The organism is Pseudomonas sp. Y39-6, assembly GCF_023651955.1.
Taxonomy (GTDB): domain Bacteria; phylum Pseudomonadota; class Gammaproteobacteria; order Pseudomonadales; family Pseudomonadaceae; genus Aquipseudomonas; species Aquipseudomonas veronii.
Genome location: NZ_CP069594.1, coordinates 630,246 through 649,595 on the forward strand (window position 1 = coordinate 630,246; position 19,350 = coordinate 649,595).

Genomic DNA, 19,350 nt, shown 5'->3' on the forward strand with positions numbered 1-19,350 from the left:
CCCACAAAGGATTTGCAGTGTTTGTTAGGTTAATCTGAGCCCCCTTGCCCCTGCCGAGCGTTCCATGTCCGACTTGCTCGACCGTTACCCGCTGACCGCGGGCACTTATCACGAACTGCTGGACGACAGTGGCGCGGTGCGTGCCCATTGGCGGCGCCTGCTCGACCATCTGCAACGCAGCACCCCCGCGCAACTGGCCCAGCGCCAGGCGTTGCTGACCCGGCAGATCCAGGAAAACGGCGTGACCTACAACGTCTACGCCGACCCCAAGGGCGCTGATCGCCCGTGGGAACTGGACCTGCTGCCCCATGTGCTGGCGGCCGATGAATGGCAGCACCTGTCGGCCGGTATTGCCCAGCGTGCGCGGCTGCTCAACGCGGTACTGGCGGACCTCTACGGCCCGCAACGCTTGATCAAGGAAGGCCTGCTGCCGGCCGAACTGGTGTTCGGGCATAACAATTTTCTGTGGCCGTGCCAGGGCATCCAGCCGCCCGACGGTACGTTCCTGCACCTGTACGCCGTCGATCTGGCGCGCACCCCGGATGGTCGCTGGTGGGTCACTGCCGACCGCACCCAGGCCCCTTCGGGCGCCGGTTATGCGCTGGAAAACCGCACCATTGTGTCCCGCGCCTTTCCGGATCTGTACCGCGACCTGCAGGTGCAGCACCTCACCGGTTTCTTCCGCACCCTGCAGGAAACCCTGGCGCGCCAGGCGCCCAGCGATAGTCAGCCGCCGTTGATCGTGCTGCTCACGCCTGGGCGTTTCAACGAAAGCTATTTCGAACACCTGTACCTCGCCCGTCAGCTCGGCTACCCGCTGGTGGAAGGCGGCGACCTCACGGTGCGCGACAGCACGGTGTTCCTGAAAACCCTCAGTGGCCTGCGTCGGGTACACGCGATCATGCGCCGCCTCGACGACGACTTCTGCGACCCCCTCGAACTGCGCACCGACTCGGCCCTCGGCGTGCCCGGCCTGCTCGACGCCGCGCGCCAAGGCAACGTGCTGGTGGCCAATGCCCTGGGCAGCGGTGTACTAGAATCCCCCGGCCTGCTGGGCTTTCTGCCGAAGATCAACGAATTTTTGTTTGGCGAAGAACTGCTCCTGCCGTCCATTGCGACGTGGTGGTGCGGCGAAGCGCCGGTGCTTGCCGAAGCGCTGGAGAAACTGCCCGAGCTGCTGATCAAACCGGCATTTCCGTCACAGAGCTTCAACCCGGTCTTCGGCCGTGACTTGAACGACGCACAACGCGAGGCCCTGGCCGAGCGCATGCGCGCGCGGCCTTACGCGTATGTCGCCCAGGAGCTGGCGCAGCTGTCCCAGGCGCCGGTGTGGCACACCGTCGAAGACCACCTGCAACACCGCGCCATCGGCATGCGCGTCTACGCCGTGGCCAGCGCCGACGGTTACCGGGTATTGCCCGGCGGCCTGACCCGCGTGGCTGCCGAGGCCGATGCCGAGGTGGTGTCGATGCAACGCGGCGGCGCGAGCAAGGACACCTGGGTGCTCGGCGAACGCGCCGCCGGCGGCGAGCAGTGGCGCGCGCAGCGGCCGATCGGCGCCCATGACCTGGTGCGCCGCGACCCTTATCTGCCGTCGCGGGTGGTGGAAAACCTGTTTTGGTTTGGCCGTTACTGTGAACGCTGCGATAACAGCGCGCGCTGGCTGCGCATCGTGTTGGCGCGCTATGTCGACGGCGACGATCCGCTGGCGTTGCAAGCGGCGGTCGAACTGGGCGAAAACCTGCGCCTGTTGCCGGAGGAGGGCGAGTTGCCCGAACGCCTGCTCGCGGCCTTGCTTGGCGACGACTGGCCGTCGAGCCTGCGCGCCAACCTGCAGCGCTTGCAGTGGGCGGCGTCCCAGGTGCGCGGCAAGTTGTCCCGAGAGAACTGGCAGGCCCTGGTGGAGCTGCAACGCGAAGCGCTGGAACTGGAGAGCGAAAGCCCCGACTTTGGCGAGTTGCTGGACTTCCTCAACCGCCTGGTGATGTCCCTGGCGGCGCTGTCCGGGTTTGCCCTGGACGACATGACCCGCGACGAAGGCTGGCGCTTTCTGATGATGGGCCGGCGCATCGAGCGCCTGCAGTTTCTCAGCAGCAGCCTCGCGGCGTTCCTGCGCGGCGTGGCGGTGTTCGATCAGGCCGGGCTGGAATGGTTGCTGGAACTGGGCAACAGCAGCATCACCTACCGCTCGCGCTACCTGGCGGTGCCGCAACTGATTCCGGTGCTCGACCTGTTGCTGCTGGATGAGCAGAACCCCCACGCCGTGTTGTTTCAGTTGAAGCTGGTGAGCCGCACCTTGCGTCGTCTCAACGATGATTTCGCGGTGCCCCGGGAAACCGGCCTGGCGCCGTTGGTCGAGCGCCTCGCGCGGTTCGACCTGGGTTGCCTGGAGAACCCGCTGTTTGGCGAGGCCAGCGTGCGTGCCGCGCTGGACGGCCTGGCCGACCTGCTGCAAGCGGTCGCCGATGAGAGTGGGCAAGTGTCGGATCGCCTGGCCTTGCGCCATTTTGCCCATGTGGATGATGTCAGCCAACAAACGGTGTCGGTGTGATGAGTGCGCGCTATCAGATTTTTCACGATACCCATTACCACTACGACAGCCCGGTGTCCCTGGCCCAGCAGTTGGCGCATCTGTGGCCACGGCCATGTGCCTGGCAGCGCTGCACCTCGCAGCAACTGGATATCAGCCCGTTGCCGTCCTCGCGCCGCGATGAGCTGGACGTGTTCGGCAACCCGATCACCCGCCTGGCGTTCGAGCGGCCCCATGATGAATTGTTGGTGAATGCCGGGCTGACCGTGGAAGTGCTGGCGCGGCCGCTGCTGGATTTCCAACAGTCGCCGGCCTGGGACCAGACTCGCGACAGCCTGACCTACAGCAGCCAGCCGCTGTCATCGGCGTTGATCGAAGCCTGTCGCTTTCGCTTCGAATCGCCCTACGTGCATCTGAAGAAAACCTTCGTCGAGTTCTCCGAAAGCTGTTTCCCGCCCGGGCGTCCGCTGTTGCTGGGCGCTCAGGCCCTGATGGAAAAAATCTTCGGCGAATTCACCTTCGATGCCGAAGCCACCCAAGTCGCCACGCCGCTGGTGGAGGTGCTGGAGCGCCGTCGCGGGGTGTGCCAGGACTTCGCTCACCTGATGCTCGCCTGCCTGCGCTCACGGGGCCTGGCGGCGCGCTATATCAGCGGCTACCTGCTGACCCAGCCGCCGCCCGGCCAGCCACGGCTGATCGGCGCCGATGCGTCCCATGCGTGGATTTCGGTGTACTGCCCGATGTCGGGCTGGGTGGATTTTGATCCGACCAACAATGTGCAGCCAGCACTGGAACACATCACCCTGGCCTGGGGCCGGGATTTCTCCGATGTTTCGCCGTTGCGTGGGGTGATTCTGGGGGGAGGCAGCCATGACCCGGAAGTGCGGGTGACGGTGATGCCGCTCTTGTAGGAGCGAGCTTGCTCGCGAAAAAACCGAGGGCGCCGCGTTGAACCAGGCACCCCGCGTTATCGTTAACGCACTTCGCGAGCACGCTCGCTCCTACAGTGATGCTTACTCGGCCGGGTCTTTCGGTGTCTCGGTGTCGTCGGTTGCCACTTCGCCTTCCGCATCCGGGTTCAGTGCGCCGGTCTCTTCGTCTGCAGCGGCTTTCTTGCGTTGCAGCTTTTCCTCTTTCTTCTGTTCCTTGGCCAAGTCTCTTTGACGTTTGGCGAAGGAGTAATTAGGTTTGGCCATGGGCGATCCTCTAGGGTCGAAGGTGAGGGTGGGCGGCGCGCAGCTGCCTTGGGTCGCTATGGTAGCAGCTTAGCGGCGCGCTTGGCCTTCACTTACCGCAGGCGTATGCGGCCAACAGACCGCTGAACAGATGATTGAGGTGCATGGTCCGGACTCCAGTGGGTGATGGACCGATCATAGGCGGGACGTGGCACTTTGGCTGGTTGATTGTATCGATAAGTCTGATAGCCTAAAGTTGTATACAATTTGTTGATTCAGGTCATAAGACTTTCTGCCCGCCTCGGGCACCCTTGTCGCACTATGCGTTGTTTAAACCCTGCCTTGGAGAATCACATGTTTGCCAAACTCGTTGCTGTTTCCCTGCTGACTCTGGCAAGTGGCCAGTTGCTTGCTGCAGAGTGCAAGGTCACCGTCGACTCTACCGACCAGATGTCCTACAACACCAAGGAAATCGTGATCGACAAGAGCTGCAAGACGTTCACCGTCGAGTTGACTCACTCCGGCAGCTTGCCGAAAAACGTCATGGGCCATAACTGGGTGCTGACCAGCGCCGCCGACACGCAAGCGGTCGCGACCGATGGCATGGCTGCCGGCCTCGACAAGAACTACCTGAAAGACGGCGACGAGCGCATCATCGCCCACACCAAAGTCATTGGCGCTGGCGAGAAAGACGCGGTGAGCTTCGATGTGTCCAAGCTGAAAGCGGGCACTGACTATGCGTTCTTCTGCTCGTTCCCAGGCCACATCTCGATGATGAAAGGTACTGTGGTCGTCAAGTAAGACCGCATTATCGTTCATCGGGGGCAAGCCCCCTCCCACATTCGACCGCATTCTCATATGGGAACTCGGTCAACTGTGGGAGGGGGCTTGCCCCCGATGGCTACCTCACAATCAACACAACACTATCTGGTTCACCTCACGGCGCAAACGGCATGACCCGCTTGTGCTCGGTCTTGCGATACGTCTCGCAAATGATCCTGAACGCTTCTTCCCGCACCGGCTCGCCGTGCAGGAACGCATCGATCTCGGCATAGGTCACGCCATGTGACGCCTCGTCCGGCTTACCCGGCGAGAGGTCTTCCAGGTCGGCGGTCGGGATTTTCTCCACCAGCGACTCCGGCGCACCGAAGTGCCGCGCAATCGATCGCACCTGGTTCTTCACCAGCCCGCTCAACGGTGCCAGATCGCAGGCGCCATCACCGAACTTGGTGAAAAAGCCCATCACCGCTTCCGCCGCATGGTCGGTGCCGATCACCAGGCCGCTGGCCGCGCCGGCGATGGTGTACTGCGCGACCATCCGCATGCGTGCCTTGGTGTTGCCCAGCACGAAATCGCGGGACACCGCCGCCTTGCCTTCAAATGCCGCCACTTCATTGGCCAGGGATTTCACCGCTGGGCCGATGTTTACGGTGTGGCGCTCATCCGGCTCGATAAAGTCCACCGCGGCCTGGGCGTCGATTTCATCGAACTGGGTTTCGTAGGGCAGGCGCACCGCGATAAAACGATAGGCCTCGTCGCCGGTGCTGGAGCGCAGCTCCTGCATGGCGCGTTGGGCGAGCAGGCCTGCGGTCAGGGAGTCGACGCCACCGCTGATGCCCAACACCAATGTCTTGAGCCCTGAATTGCGCAGGCAGTCCTGGATAAAGGTCACGCGCCGGGCGATTTCGGCCTCAAGGGCGGCCTGGTCTTTGAACGGCGCTTGAACCTTGAGCTGCTGCGCAATCTCACGCTGTACGGCTTGCATGATTCACTCCTTGCTGGAAAGGGCAGGTACTTTGAAAACGTGTCGCAAATAGGCGACGAAATTCGGGTCCGTGCAGTGGGTCTTGCCCGCTTCATCGGAGATCTTCGCGACGGGCTGGCCATTGCAGGCCGTCATTTTAAGCACAATGCTCATCGGTTCCACACCTGGAATATCGCAGGTCAGGTTGGTGCCGATGCCAAAGCTCACATTGATCCGACCACGCAGCGCCCGGAATATCTCCAGGGCCTTGGGCAGCGACAGGCTGTCGGAGAACACCAGGGTCTTGCTCATCGGCTCGATGCCCAGCTTGTGATAGTGGGCGATGGCTTTTTCCGCCCACAGCACCGGGTCACCGGAATCGTGGCGCAGGCCGTCGAACAGCTTGGCGAAGTACAAGTCGAAGTCGCTGAGGAAGGCGTCGGTGGTGATGCAATCGGTCAGGGCGATACCCAGCAGGCCGCGGTATTCGCGGACCCAGCAGTCGAGGGCGGCGATCTGGCTGTCGATCAGGCGCGGGCCGAGTTGCTGGTGGGCCATGATCCATTCATGGGCCATGGTGCCCAGCGGTTTCATATCGAACTCGCGAGCCAGGTGGACGTTGCTGGTGCCGACAAACCGGCCGGGGAAGTCGTGCTTGAGCACGCTCACCACTTCTTCCTGCACGCGGTAGGAGAAGCGTCGGCGAGTGCCGAAGTCCGCCACCTGCAGCTCGGCGAGCTCGTCGCTGCTGGCGTTTGCGATCAGCCAGTCGAACTTGCGGTACAACTGCTCGCGGGCCTGTTCGAGGACCACGGTCTGGTAGCGATAGCGGTTGCGCACTTCGCTGATGATGGCGAGCATCGGCACTTCAAACAGGATCACATGCAGCCACGGCCCGCGCAGGCGGATAAACAGCTCGCCGTTTTCGATGCCGGTGTGGACATAGCGCAGGTTGAAGCGGAACAAGCCGAGAAAGCGCAAAAAATCCGGCTTCATGAAGCTGATGCGCTCCAGGAAACTCAGTTGGTCCGCGCTCAGGCTCAACTCGGCGAGGCGCTCGAACTGGTAACGGATCTCCGCCAGGTACGGGCGCAGGTCTTCACTGTTGCGGCAACGAAACTCCCATTCAACTTCCACATTGGGGTAGTTGTGCAGCACCGCCTGCATCATGGTCAGCTTGTAGAAGTCGGTGTCGAGCAGGTTCTGCACGATGCGATCGGCAAACACACTCTCGCTCATAACGGGAATCTCCAGACAGGACGGCGATGGGCGCCGGCCTTTACGCACAAGAAAGGAAGGGGGCTAGTGGCGCATAGACCTGTGGGGTTTTGCCAGTGATTTTTTCAGTGAGGCCACTGGCCCTATCGGGGGCAAGCCCCCTCCCACACTTGGAATGCGTTTCAAATGTGGGAGGGGGCTTGCTCCCGATAGCGGTTGTGCAGACAACACAGGTTCACACTTGCTCCATCATCCACTTCACAAACTCCCGCACCTTGGGCACCTCCGCCGAATGCTCGGGGTACGCCAGGTAATACGCATCCTGGCTCGGCATTGCATGCTGCCAAGGGATCACCAGCTTTCCGTCGGCCAGTTCCTCCTCCACCAGGAAGCGCGGTAGCAACGCTACGCCACAGCCCACCTGCGCCGCCCGAATGCACATATAGAACGTGTCGAAACGCGGCCCGTGATAGCTGTGCTCGGTGTGAAACCCCTGGTCGGCGAACCAGTCATGCCAGCCCTGGGGGCGCGAGGCGTTTTGCAGCAGGACCAGGTTGCTCAGTTGCGTGGGGTCGGTGAAGGCTTGTGCGGGCAGGCTTTCCGGGGCGCACACCGGGATCAGTTCTTCACTGAACAGTTTCAGGCTCTCGGTGCCGGGGCGTGAGCCTTGGCCGAAGTAGAACGCCATGTCGGCCTTGCCTTGCAGCAGCTCGTCCGGTTCCTGTTCGTTGCACAGGTCCAGGTGGATTTGCGGATGACGCAAGCGCCAGCCCTTGAGGCGCGGCACCAGCCAGCGTGCGCCGAAGGTGTAGGGCGTAGACACGCGTAATACTTCGGTCTCGCCACCGTAGGAGCGCAGGTAATGGGTGGACATCTCCACCTGGGTGAGGATTTTGCGCACTTCCACCAAATACAAATCGCCCGCCGGGGTCATCTGCAAGCGTCGACGTACCCGGCGAAACAGCAGGTGCTGCAGCAGTTCTTCCAGTTGCGCGACCTGTTTGCTCACCGCGCTTTGCGTGAGGTTCAGCTCCTCGGCGGCGCGGGTGAAGCTCAGGTGGCGGGTGGCGGCTTCGAAACACTGCAGGGCAGTGATCGAGGGCAAATGTCTTTTGTTCAGCACGGCATGCCTCTTTTTATGCTTTGCATGAATAAACGGAATGATATCTCGCCTAATCGTCGTTTGTTGGCAAGTCTTGGGCCAGCTACAAATAAGCCCTGGATCGCCGTGCGGGCCGCGGCGCAATTTTTTCTGTATAGATTGAAGGAGTGACCCATGGTTGCCGCATTGCTTGATCGTCTCGGGGTAAACCCGGCGCTGTACCAAGCGGGGAAACAACCCGTGCATTCGCCGATCGATGGCAGCCGTATCGGCAGTGTGAACTGGGAAGGCGCCGCCGAGGTGGAGCAACAGGTCAGTCGCGCCGAGCATGCATTCGAGGCCTGGCGCAAGGTGCCGGCACCGCGTCGCGGCGAGTTGGTGCGCCAGTTCGGCGACGTGTTGCGCGAATACAAGACAGACCTGGGCGAGTTGGTCTCCTGGGAAGCCGGCAAGATCACTCAGGAAGGCCTGGGTGAAGTGCAGGAAATGATCGACATCTGCGACTTCGCCGTCGGCCTGTCGCGCCAGTTGTATGGCTTGACCATCGCCTCCGAGCGCCCGGGCCACCACATGCGTGAAACCTGGCACCCGCTGGGCGTGGTCGGTGTGATCAGCGCGTTCAACTTCCCGGTGGCCGTGTGGGCGTGGAACACCACCCTGGCCCTGGTGTGCGGCAACGCCGTGATCTGGAAGCCGTCGGAAAAGACCCCGCTCACCGCCCTGGCCTGCCAGGCGCTGTTCGAGCGCGTGCTGAAAAAATTCAACGATGCGCCGCAATACCTGAGCCAGGTGATCATCGGTGGCCGCGATGCCGGTGCCGCGTTGGTGGATGACCCGCGTGTCGCACTGATCAGCGCCACCGGCAGTACGCGCATGGGCCGTGAAGTGGCGCCGAAAGTCGCCGCGCGCTTTGCCCGCAGCATCCTCGAGCTGGGCGGCAACAACGCGATGATCCTCGGCCCAAGCGCCGACCTGGACATGGCGGTGCGCGCCATCCTGTTCAGCGCCGTCGGCACCGCCGGGCAGCGTTGCACCACGCTGCGCCGGCTGATCGCCCATGAGTCGGTCAAGGAAGAAATCGTCACGCGCCTCAAGGCCGCCTATTCCAAGGTACGCATCGGCCACCCGCTGGAAGGCAACCTGATCGGCCCGCTGATCGACAAGCACGGCTTCGACGCGATGCAGGATGCGCTGGAGCAGGCCCTGAGCGAAGGCGGCAAGGTGTTCGGTGGCAAGCGCCAACTGGAAGACAAATTCCCGAATGCCTATTACGTGTCGCCGGCGATTGTGGAAATGCCGGAGCAAAGCGACGTGGTCTGCACTGAGACCTTCGCACCGATCCTGTACGTGGTCGGCTACAGCGACTTCGCCGAAGCCCTGCGCCTGAACAACGCCGTGCCGCAAGGCCTGTCGTCATGCATTTTCACCACCGATGTGCGCGAAGCCGAGCAGTTCATGTCGGCGGTCGGCAGCGACTGCGGCATTGCCAACGTCAACATCGGCCCGAGCGGCGCGGAAATCGGCGGCGCGTTTGGCGGTGAGAAAGAGACGGGCGGCGGGCGTGAGTCGGGCTCGGATGCGTGGCGCGGGTACATGCGTCGCCAGACCAATACCGTGAACTACTCGCTGGAACTGCCGCTGGCCCAGGGCATTACCTTCGACTGATTACCTTAAGTCGAAGTGCGGTCAAAATGTGGGAGGGGGCTTGCCCCCGATGGCGGTGTGTCAGTCAACAGATGTCCAGCTGATCCACTGCCATCGGGAGCAAGCCCCCTCCCACAGTTGAGCTATATGCAGTTCGGAATAGATGTTTGTTAGGTCTCATCGGAGTCTGGCAATGGCACTACGCGAAACATGTTTGTGGGAACAACTCACCCCTGGCCGGCCGGATCGCGCTGCGCTCAAGGGCGAAGTGAAGGTGGATGTGTGCGTGATCGGCGCCGGGATTACCGGTTTGTCGGCGGCCATTCACTTGCTGGAACAAGGCAAGACTGTCGCCGTGCTGGAAGCCCATCGCACCGGCCATGGCGGCTCGGGGCGCAATGTCGGGCTGGTCAACGCCGGCCTGTGGATTCCCCCGGACGAGATCGAAGCCGGTTTCGGCGAGGCGGTGGGCAGCCAGCTCAATCGCATGCTGGGCGCGGCGCCGTCGCTGGTGTTCAGCCTGGTCGACAAATACAACATCGATTGCCAATTGCGCCGCGAGGGCACTTTGCACATGGCGCACAACGCCCGGGGCGAAGCGGATTTGCGCAGTCGTGAAGAACAATGGAAGCGCCGCGGCGCGCCGGTCGAACTGCTCACCGGTTCAGCCTGCGAGCAAGCCACCGGCACTCAAAAGATCGCCGCCGCACTGCTGGATAGACGTGCCGGCACCTTGAACCCGATGGCCTACACCAGCGGCCTGGCCAATGCGGCCGTGGGGTTGGGCGGGCAGCTTTTCGATCATTCCCCGGTTGCGCGCCTGGAACGCCAAGGTGCGGAGTGGTCGGTGCAGACCGCGAACGGTGCGGTGCAGGCTGCACAAGTGGTGATCGCCTCGAATGCCTACACCGAAGGCGAATGGACCGAACTGCGGCGCAATTTCTTCCCTGGCTATTACTACCAGGTCGCCTCCGCACCGCTGACCGACGACGCGGCCCAGCGAATCCTTCCCGGTGGCCAGGGTTCGTGGGACACGCGCCAGGTGCTCAGCAGCATCCGCCGCGACGCCGATGGCCGCCTGTTGCTCGGCAGCCTGGGCAACGGCAACCAGAAACCGACGTGGTTTCTCAAGGCGTGGGCCGATCGGGTGCAGCAGCACTACTTCCCGTACCTCAAATCGGTGCAGTGGGAATGCACCTGGACCGGCTGCATCGCGTTCACCCCGGACCACTTGATGCGCTTGTTCGAACCCGCGCCCGGCCTGGTGGCCGTGACCGGCTACAACGGCCGCGGCGTGACCACCGGCAGCGTGGTCGGCAAGGCCTTTGCCGACTACTTGTGTCACCAGAATCCCCAGGCTCTGCCGATTCCGTTCGCGCCGATGCAACCGCTGGCCGGGGTGGGCCTGCGCAGTTGCCTGTATGAAGCCGGATTCTCGCTGTATCACGCCGGCCAATGCTTGCGGATCGTGATCTGATCAGCGAAATAGCCTTCAGAAGCCGGCACGTTCTTCGCCGACGACTAATCTGTATTGGTGCAAGTTGTAGCAATCACGCACTGTAAATGTGCAGTTCCGTTACGTGCATTGTTACAGCTGTAGGAAGTGTCGTTTGGCGGTCTGGTTGCAGGTGCGACCCATGAAGGTTGTACTTTTTTGATCCATGGGTTGCACCTATTGAAGTTAGAGGGTTGCACGTCCCGACGAACGGAGCCGAAACACCTGCAATAACAATGACACCGTGTCTTTTTGAAGAATAAAAACGTAATGGCACGCGGCTTGCTCTGGGCTTTCAGTGAAAGTTTTGGTTGAAGGTTTGCAGTGAATACTTAGTGCCAATAAACAAAAACCTCGGAGCACCACTCATGTCCCAGACGTTTTACAAGAAAGGTTTTCTGGCCCTCGCCGTTGCAGCGGCGCTGGGTGTTTCTACGTTTGTTCAAGCTGATGTGAAGATTGGCGTAGCGGGGCCGATGACGGGCGCCAACGCCGCTTTCGGTGAGCAGTACATGAAGGGCGCCCAGGCGGCAGCCGATGTCATCAACAAGGCTGGCGGCATCAACGGTGAGCAGATCAAGCTGGTCGCCGGTGACGATGCCTGTGAACCCAAGCAGGCCGTGGCCGTGGCCAACCGCCTGGCCGACCAGGACAAAGTGATCGGCGTGGTCGGGCACTTCTGCTCGTCCAACACCATCCCGGCGTCCGAGGTCTACGACGAAGCCGGCATCATCGCCATCACCCCAGGCTCGACCAACCCGCAGGTCACCGAACGCGGCCTGGGCGCCATGTTCCGTATGTGCGGGCGTGACGACCAGCAAGGCATCGTGGCCGGCGACTACATCGTCGACGTGCTCAAGGGCAAGAAAGTCGCGGTCATCAACGACAAGGACACCTACGGCAAAGGCCTGGCCGACGCCACCGCTGCCCAGTTGACCAAGCGCGGCGTGAAACCGGTGCTGGAAGAAGGCCTGACCCGGGGCGAGAAAGACTTCAGTGCCCTGGTCACCAAAATCCGCTCCTTGGGCGCTGATGTCGTGTACTTCGGCGGCCTGCACCCGGAAGCCGGTCCGCTGGTTCGCCAGATTCGTGAAGCAGGCCTCAAGGACGTGAAATTCATGTCCGACGACGGCATCGTGACCGACGAACTGGTCGCGACCGCTGGCGGTGCGCAGTACGTGGACGGCGTGTACATGACCTTCGGCGCTGACCCGCGCCTGCTGCCGGACAGCAAGGCAGTGGTTGAAGAGTTCCGTAAAAACGGCACCGAGCCAGAAGGCTACACCCTGTATGCCTACGCGTCGGTCCAGGCCCTGGCTGCCGGCTTCAACGGTGCCAAGTCCAACAAGGGTGAAGACGCCGCCAAGTGGCTCAAGGCTCACCCGGTAAAAACCGTGATGGGTGAAAAAGCCTGGGATGCCAAGGGCGACCTGAAAGTCTCCGACTACGTGGTTTACCAGTGGGACAAAGACGGCAAATACCACCAGTTGGAAAAGCAGAAGTAAGGCTGAGTACCACAGACCTAATGTGGGAGGGGGCTTGCCCCCGATGACGGTGTATCAGCCACCCGATGTATAGCTGACCCTCCGCAATCGGGGCCAAGCCCCCTCCCACAGGGGGACTGGGTTGTGATTGAGATCTGTCTTTTCCTCCAGAAGCGCCGCACACCTACCGGTGTGCAGGTGCTCACCGCGTGAGATTGCGTTATGGATGGTATTTTCCTGCAGCAACTGGTCAATGGCCTGACCCTCGGGTCGGTCTATGGCCTGATCGCCATCGGCTACACAATGGTCTATGGCATCATTGGCATGATCAACTTCGCCCATGGCGAGGTTTATATGATTTCCGCTTACCTCGCGGCGATCAGTCTGGCACTGCTGGCTTATTTCGGCATCGAATCCTTCCCGCTGCTCATTCTCGGCACCCTGATCTTCACCGTGGTCGTCACCGGCGTTTACGGTTGGGTCATCGAACGGGTCGCCTACAAACCGCTGCGCAACTCCACCCGACTGGCACCGCTGATCAGCGCCATCGGTATCTCCCTGATCCTGCAGAACTACGCACAGATCGCCCAGGGCGCCAAGCAACAAGGCATTCCGACCCTGCTGGCCGGCGCCTGGCGCGTCGATATCGGCAGCGGTTTCGTCCAGTTGACGTACACCAAGGTCTTCATCCTGGTCGCTGCCTTCGCCGGCATGGCCTTGCTGACCTACATCATCAAGTACACCAAGCTCGGCCGCATGTGCCGCGCTACCCAGCAAGACCGCAAGATGGCCTCGATCCTCGGCATCAACACCGACCGCGTGATTTCCTACGTGTTTGTCATCGGTGCCGCCATGGCGGCCCTGGCCGGCGTGTTGATCACCCTCAACTACGGCACGTTCGACTTCTACGCCGGCTTCATCATCGGCATCAAGGCCTTCACCGCGGCGGTACTCGGCGGCATCGGTTCCCTGCCTGGGGCGATGCTGGGCGGGATCATCCTCGGTATTTCGGAGTCGCTGTTCTCGGGGTTGATCAACTCTGACTACAAAGACGTGTTCAGTTTCTCCCTGTTGGTGGTGATTCTGATTTTCCGTCCCCAGGGCCTGCTTGGTCGCCCACTCGTGGCTAAGGTATAAACATGTCTGCTGCCAAATCGATTGATATCAAAAAAAGTGTGGTCGATACGATCCTCGCCGGGCTGATTGCGTTGATCGTGTTCGGTCCGATCGTCGGCGTGGTGCTCGACGGCTACAGCTTCAACCTGCAACCTGCGCGCGTGGCGATCCTGGTCGCCATCGTGATGGCCGGCCGCTTTGCCCTCAGCCTGTTCCTGCAAACGCCCAAGGGCGTGAAGATTCTGCAGGGCTTCGAGAACAGCGGTTCGGGCGTCCACGTGCTGGCGCCGGACTACAAGTCGCGGCTGCGCTGGATCATCCCGGCGCTGATCGTGATCGCCATCGTGTTCCCGATCTTCGCCAACAAGTACTTGCTCACCGTGGTGATCCTCGGGCTGATCTACGTACTGCTCGGCCTGGGCCTGAACATCGTGGTCGGCCTGGCCGGCTTGCTCGACCTGGGTTACGTGGCGTTCTACGCCATCGGTGCCTACGGCCTCGCGCTGGGGTATCAATACCTCGGCCTGGGTTTCTGGACGGTGCTGCCGCTGGCGGCCATCGCGGCGGCGCTGGCGGGGTGCATACTCGGCTTCCCGGTGTTGCGCATGCACGGCGACTACCTGGCGATCGTGACCCTGGGGTTTGGTGAAATCATCCGCCTGGTGCTGAACAACTGGCTGTCGTTCACCGGCGGGCCAAACGGCATGCCGGTGCCTTCGCCGACCTTCCTCGGCCTGGAATTCGGGCGCAAAGCGAAGGACGGCGGGATTCCGTTCCATGAGTTCTTCGGCCTCGATTACAACCCCAACATCAAGTTCATGTTCATCTACATCGTGCTGTTCCTGGTGGTGCTGGCCGTGCTGTACATCAAGCATCGCCTGACCCGCATGCCGGTCGGCCGCGCCTGGGAAGCCTTGCGCGAAGATGAAATCGCCTGTCGCTCCATGGGCCTGAACCACGTGCTGGTCAAGCTCTCGGCGTTCACCATCGGCGCCTCCACAGCTGGTTTGGCCGGGGTGTTCTTCGCCAGTTACCAAGGCTTCGTCAACCCGTCGTCGTTCACCTTCTTCGAGTCGGCGCTGATCCTGGCCATCGTGGTGTTGGGCGGCATGGGCTCGACGGTGGGCGTGGTGATCGCGGCGTTCGTGTTGACCGTCGCGCCGGAACTGCTGCGCAGCTTCTCTGAGTACCGCGTGCTGCTGTTTGGCGTGTTGATGGTGGTGATGATGATCTGGCGGCCACGCGGCCTGATCCGGATCAGCCGTACCGGTGTGACCCCACGTAAAGGAGTGGCGCCATGAGCAAGGAAGTCATCCTGTCCGTGGAACATCTGATGATGCACTTCGGTGGCATCAAGGCCTTGAGCGACGTGAGCCTCAAGGTCGAACGCAACTCGATCTTCGCCCTGATCGGCCCCAACGGCGCCGGCAAGACCACGGTGTTCAACTGCCTCACCGGCTTCTACAAAGCCAGTGGCGGCAAGATCGAACTCAACGTGCGCGGCAAGCAGACCAACGTGATCCAACTGCTCGGCGAGCGCTTCGAGGCCATCGACTTCGTGTCGCCGAAAAGCTTCTTCAGCCGCGTGTACTACAAGATGTTCGGCGGCACCCACCTGGTGAACCGCGCCGGCCTGGCGCGGACCTTCCAGAACATTCGCCTGTTCAAGGAAATGTCGGTGCTGGAAAACCTGCTGGTCGCCCAGCACATGTGGGTCAACCGCAACATGCTCGCGGGCATCCTCAACACCAAGGGCTACCGCAAGGCTGAAAGCGACGCCCTCGACCACGCCTTCTACTGGCTGGAAGTGGTCGACCTGGTGGACTGCGCCAACCGCCTGGCCGGTGAGCTTTCCTACGGCCAGCAGCGCCGCCTGGAAATCGCCCGCGCCATGTGTACCCGGCCGCAGATCATCTGTCTCGACGAACCGGCTGCGGGCCTCAACCCCCAGGAAACCGAAGCCCTCAGCGCGATGATTCGCCTGCTGCGCGACGAACACGACCTCACAGTGGTGCTGATCGAACACGACATGGGCATGGTGATGAGTATTTCCGACCACATCGTGGTGCTGGACCACGGCAACGTGATTGCCGAGGGCGGGCCGGATGCGATCCGCAACGACCCGAAAGTGATCGCGGCCTACCTGGGCGCGGATGAAGAGGAGCTTGTATGAACGGGCCTATCCTCGAAATGAAGGACCTGGACGTGTTCTACGGCCCGATCCAGGCGCTGAAGAAAGTCTCGCTGCACATCAACGAAGGCGAAACGGTCAGCCTGATCGGCTCCAACGGCGCGGGGAAATCCACGCTGCTGATGTCGATCTTCGGCCAGCCACGGGCGGAGTCGGGGCAGATCCTCTACAACGGCGTCGACATCACCCACAAGTCGTCCCACTACATCGCGTCCAACGGCATTGCGCAGTCGCCGGAAGGGCGGCGGGTGTTCCCCGACATGACCGTCGAGGAAAACCTGCTGATGGGCACCATCCCCATCGGTGACAAGTTCGCCCAGGAAGATATGCAGCGCATGTTCGAGCTGTTCCCACGGCTCAAAGAGCGGCGTAACCAACGGGCGATGACCATGTCCGGTGGCGAGCAGCAAATGCTCGCCATCGCCCGCGCACTGATGAGCCGGCCCAAGTTGTTGCTGCTCGACGAACCGAGCCTCGGCCTGGCGCCGATTGTGGTGAAGCAGATCTTTTCCACCCTGCGCGAACTGGCGGCCACCGGGATGACCATCTTCCTGGTGGAGCAGAACGCCAACCATGCGCTGCGTCTGTCAGACCGGGCGTATGTGATGGTCAACGGCGAGATTCGCCTGACAGGCACCGGCAAGGAGCTGCTGGTGAACGAGGAAGTGCGCAACGCCTACCTCGGCGGCCACTGACGCATAAACCTTGTGGGAGGGGGCTTGCCCCCGATGGCGGTGTATCAGTCAGAACACCTGATACTGACCCACCGCCATCGGGGGCAAGCCCCCTCCCACATTTGTTTTTGTGGTGTTCACAAGTGCGATCCCAAATTGTGGAAAACAAATCCGGCCACCTTCCAAAGCGCGACAGATAGCCGCCGCAAATCGCTGTTTTGTCACAGTTTTGACTTGTCCCCATCCGCTGTGGAACCGGCTGTGGGTAACGTGGGAGTAGCTGGCTGAAAGCCTTTGATTACGTGGCCTGCAGCGTGATGGTTGTTTTTTGATCAGTGGCTTTTTGGCGACCTGCCGAGGGGTTTGTCAACCTGTTTAAAGACACAGGTATATGACCGGATTATGTCTGTCCAACCTGTGGATAAGTCTGTGGTTAAACTCTGGAAAGACGCCCGCAGAGGCCGGAATGACTGGCCTGGAGCCATCGTTCGGTTTTTCCTCTCGTGCATGGGCCTACATACCGCCTCGTCCAGGTCAAGCAAAAAACTTTGCAAAACCGCCTGAAAGCCTTGTACACAGCGGCTCTGGGCTTTTTGCACTTGCCCCCAAAGACTGTGGGCGCAATTGTGGATAACCTGCGCGCATATGGCTGCAGGCCACGGTGTGTAAGGCTTTGCGTGGTTTGGTTAAAAACTGATCAGGCGTGCATGGCGTGATGTGCATAGCGGTTGCCGCGACGACGGCGTAAGGGCATTCTGCTGGCTTATTTTTTCCCGATGCCCGCAAGGAGAACACCATGTCCAACACGCTGTTTATTACTGGCGCAACTTCAGGTTTCGGCGAAGCCTGCGCCCGTCGGTTTGCCGAAGCTGGCTGGAAAATGGTGCTCACCGGTCGTCGTGCCGAGCGTCTGAACGCGCTGGTCGAAGAGCTTTCCAAGCAGACCGAAGTACACGGCCTGGTGGTGGACGTGCGTGACCGCCAAGGCATGGAAGCGGCGATTGCCGGCCTGCCGCCCGCGTTCGCCAAGCTGCGCGGGCTGATCAACAACGCCGGCCTGGCCGTGGGCACCGATCCCGCGCCCAAGTGCAACCTCGACGACTGGGAAACCATGGTCGACACCAACATCAAGGGCCTGCTGACCACCACCCACCTGCTGTTGCCGCGCCTGATCGCCTATGGCCGCGGTGCCGGGATCATCAACCTGGGCTCCATCGCCGGCAGCTACCCGTACCCGGGCAGCCACGTGTATGGCGGCTCCAAAGCGTTCGTGAAGCAATTCTCGCTGAACCTGCGCTGCGACCTGCAAGGCACCGGCGTGCGTGTGACCAACATCGAGCCAGGGCTGTGTGAAAGCGAGTTCTCCCTGGTGCGCTTCGGCGGCGACCAGGCGCGCTACGACGCCACCTACGCCGGCGCCGAGCCGATCCAGCCGCAGGACATCGCCGACACCATCTTCTGGGTGCTGAACACCCCGGCGCACGTCAACATCAACCGCCTTGAGCTGATGCCGGTGAGCCAGAGCTGGGCCGGGTTTGCGATTGAGCGTGGGGCCAAGTAAGGGGTTAGACCGAGTCGCCTGTATCGGGGGCAAGCCCCCCTCCCACACTGAATTGGGTTCACACATCAATATCTGTGAACCACCTTCAAATGTGGGAGGGGGCTTGCCCCCGATGAGGCCCTGAAGGTCAGCCGAGAACCTTGACCAACCCCTGATAACAGGTCGCCAGATGATACGGCGTGGTCGACGGCATATCCCGTCGGCTCACGCTGCCCTGGGCATCCAGGCATTCATTCCAGCCCTTGGCATGCAGGAAGTGCTGCTGCAACGCGAGCAACTGGCGCTGCAGCACGGCTTCGCTGCCCGGCCGCAAGGTCAGTGCGCGCAGGTATTCCGCCTGGGCCCAGATGCGTTGGGTGCCGTCGCGCACGCTGCCGTCCGGGGCAAGCATGCCGCTGACCGCGCCGGTCCGGTTATCCACACCCGTTTGCTCGGCATAGGCAAAGGCCCGCGTCAGCGAAGCATGCAGCGGCGTGCCGCGCAGCACGTCGGAAGACTCAAGCAAGAAGAACCACTCGAACTGGTGCCCCGGCTCAAACCAGTTATCCACAGCGCCCAGCGGTTTTTCCATCATCACGCCGTGCTGGCGCTCGATGAAACGCTGCTGCATGGCCGTCGCCAAGGCCAGCAATGCGGTTTGCACCGCGGCGTCTTCACGCACCGCCAGGGTGGCGAGGAAGCCTTCCGCCAGGTGCATCAGCGGGTTTTGCAATGGGCCGGACTTGAGGGACGACCAATTACGCTCCAGCACCGCCTCGTACAGGCCATCGCCGCTGGCGAAACGTTGGGCGACCACTTCCAGCGCCGCATTCAACACCGACTCCACCAGCGGTTCGCGTACCTTGGCCCAGTAATGGGCGCAGGCGAAGATGATGAACGCGTGGGTGTAGAGGTCCTTGCGCTTGTCCAGCGGCTGGCCGGCGGGGTCGATGCTGTAGAACCAGCCGCCGTGCTCGGCGTCGTGGAAATGCCGTTGCAGCGAGCGGAACAACACGGCAGCGCGTTCTTCGGCAAAGGCTGCGCCGGGTTCGCCGATCAGGCTGGCGAACAGGTACAACTGCCGGGCACAGGCCATGGCGCGGTAGCGTTGCGGCGGCAGCGGCCGGTGGTCGGCGTCCAGCGCCTCGTAGGGCAGCGCCAGCTCGGCGTTCCAGCCCGGGCCCTGCCAGAGCGGCACGATCAGGTCATGGAAGTGCGTGAGCACGGCATTCAAGGAAGGCTGAAGGGCGGAGCTTGGAGCGATGGGCATCGGCTGGCGTCGTCACGGCAGGGGTGTAGGCGCGCATGGTAGCAGGCTTGGGAACGGTGGTGTCTGCGCCACCGCTATCGGGGGCAAGCCCCCTCCCACATTCGACCGAGTTCCAACTTTGGAATGCAAGCGAATGTGGGAGGGGCGGTGCGACGATTCGACTTGCC

General features: G+C 61.9%; 16 protein-coding genes. 11 read left to right on the forward strand and 5 right to left on the reverse strand.

The window, feature by feature from the left end:
- Positions 1–64 precede the first annotated feature (64 nt).
- Positions 65–2,551, forward strand: a complete 2,487-nt coding sequence (locus JN756_RS02700) for a circularly permuted type 2 ATP-grasp protein (RefSeq protein WP_046384889.1) — start codon at positions 65–67, stop codon at positions 2,549–2,551.
- Complete coding sequence (locus JN756_RS02705) at positions 2,551–3,441, forward strand: transglutaminase family protein (protein WP_108526109.1); 891 nt, start codon at positions 2,551–2,553, stop codon at positions 3,439–3,441. The genes JN756_RS02700 and JN756_RS02705 overlap by 1 nt, the downstream gene beginning before the upstream one ends.
- 102 nt (positions 3,442–3,543) lie before the next feature.
- Here the strand turns inward: JN756_RS02705 and JN756_RS02710 are convergent, their stop codons facing one another.
- Positions 3,544–3,726: a hypothetical protein gene (locus tag JN756_RS02710; RefSeq protein WP_017849733.1), complete on the reverse strand. Its 183-nt coding sequence runs from the start codon at positions 3,724–3,726 to the stop codon at positions 3,544–3,546.
- A gap of 333 nt (positions 3,727–4,059) precedes the next feature.
- Between JN756_RS02710 and azu the strand changes: the two genes are divergently transcribed.
- Positions 4,060–4,506 carry an azurin gene (gene azu / locus JN756_RS02715; RefSeq protein ID WP_126588419.1) on the forward strand — a complete coding sequence of 149 codons (447 nt, stop codon included), beginning with the start codon at positions 4,060–4,062 and terminating at the stop codon, positions 4,504–4,506.
- 136 nt (positions 4,507–4,642) lie between these two features.
- Here azu and nadE read toward each other — a convergent pair whose 3' ends face one another.
- The 3 genes from nadE to JN756_RS02730 all read right to left on the reverse strand — a co-directional run bounded on the left by nadE (position 4,643) and on the right by JN756_RS02730 (position 7,790).
- A complete protein-coding gene (gene nadE / locus JN756_RS02720) occupies positions 4,643–5,470 on the reverse strand; it encodes an NAD(+) synthase (protein ID WP_017849731.1) in 828 nt (275 codons plus the stop codon).
- 3 nt (positions 5,471–5,473) lie between these two features.
- Positions 5,474–6,688 carry a nicotinate phosphoribosyltransferase gene (gene pncB / locus JN756_RS02725; protein WP_017849730.1) on the reverse strand — a complete coding sequence of 405 codons (1,215 nt, stop codon included), beginning with the start codon at positions 6,686–6,688 and terminating at the stop codon, positions 5,474–5,476.
- Positions 6,689–6,902: 214 nt separating this feature from the next.
- Positions 6,903–7,790 carry a LysR family transcriptional regulator gene (locus JN756_RS02730; RefSeq protein ID WP_104904045.1) on the reverse strand — a complete coding sequence of 296 codons (888 nt, stop codon included), beginning with the start codon at positions 7,788–7,790 and terminating at the stop codon, positions 6,903–6,905.
- Between the two features lie 153 nt (positions 7,791–7,943).
- Between JN756_RS02730 and amaB the strand changes: the two genes are divergently transcribed.
- The 8 genes from amaB to JN756_RS02770 all read left to right on the forward strand — a co-directional run bounded on the left by amaB (position 7,944) and on the right by JN756_RS02770 (position 17,934).
- The gene (gene amaB, locus JN756_RS02735; RefSeq protein ID WP_057003684.1) at positions 7,944–9,434 is read left to right on the forward strand and encodes an L-piperidine-6-carboxylate dehydrogenase; all 1,491 of its coding nucleotides are present in this window, start codon (positions 7,944–7,946) and stop codon (positions 9,432–9,434) included.
- 172 nt (positions 9,435–9,606) lie between these two features.
- Positions 9,607–10,890, forward strand: coding sequence for an L-pipecolate oxidase (gene amaA / locus JN756_RS02740; RefSeq protein ID WP_201021759.1), 1,284 nt, complete (start codon positions 9,607–9,609; stop codon positions 10,888–10,890).
- 386 nt (positions 10,891–11,276) lie between these two features.
- Positions 11,277–12,413, forward strand: coding sequence for a branched-chain amino acid ABC transporter substrate-binding protein (locus JN756_RS02745; RefSeq protein WP_046490657.1), 1,137 nt, complete (start codon positions 11,277–11,279; stop codon positions 12,411–12,413).
- 201 nt (positions 12,414–12,614) lie between these two features.
- Positions 12,615–13,529, forward strand: coding sequence for an ABC transporter permease subunit (locus JN756_RS02750; protein WP_003236186.1), 915 nt, complete (start codon positions 12,615–12,617; stop codon positions 13,527–13,529).
- 2 nt (positions 13,530–13,531) lie between these two features.
- Positions 13,532–14,809: a high-affinity branched-chain amino acid ABC transporter permease LivM gene (gene livM / locus JN756_RS02755; protein ID WP_046490653.1), complete on the forward strand. Its 1,278-nt coding sequence runs from the start codon at positions 13,532–13,534 to the stop codon at positions 14,807–14,809.
- The gene (locus tag JN756_RS02760) at positions 14,806–15,681 is read left to right on the forward strand and encodes an ABC transporter ATP-binding protein (protein ID WP_201021760.1); all 876 of its coding nucleotides are present in this window, start codon (positions 14,806–14,808) and stop codon (positions 15,679–15,681) included. Before livM ends, JN756_RS02760 begins: the two co-directional genes overlap by 4 nt.
- A complete protein-coding gene (locus tag JN756_RS02765; protein ID WP_017849723.1) occupies positions 15,678–16,394 on the forward strand; it encodes an ABC transporter ATP-binding protein in 717 nt (238 codons plus the stop codon). The genes JN756_RS02760 and JN756_RS02765 overlap by 4 nt, the downstream gene beginning before the upstream one ends.
- A 775-nt stretch (positions 16,395–17,169) precedes the next feature.
- Positions 17,170–17,934, forward strand: a complete 765-nt coding sequence (locus JN756_RS02770) for an SDR family oxidoreductase (protein WP_201021761.1) — start codon at positions 17,170–17,172, stop codon at positions 17,932–17,934.
- Between the two features lie 127 nt (positions 17,935–18,061).
- Here JN756_RS02770 and JN756_RS02775 read toward each other — a convergent pair whose 3' ends face one another.
- Positions 18,062–19,183: an AGE family epimerase/isomerase gene (locus tag JN756_RS02775; RefSeq protein ID WP_169864652.1), complete on the reverse strand. Its 1,122-nt coding sequence runs from the start codon at positions 19,181–19,183 to the stop codon at positions 18,062–18,064.
- Positions 19,184–19,350 lie beyond the last annotated feature (167 nt).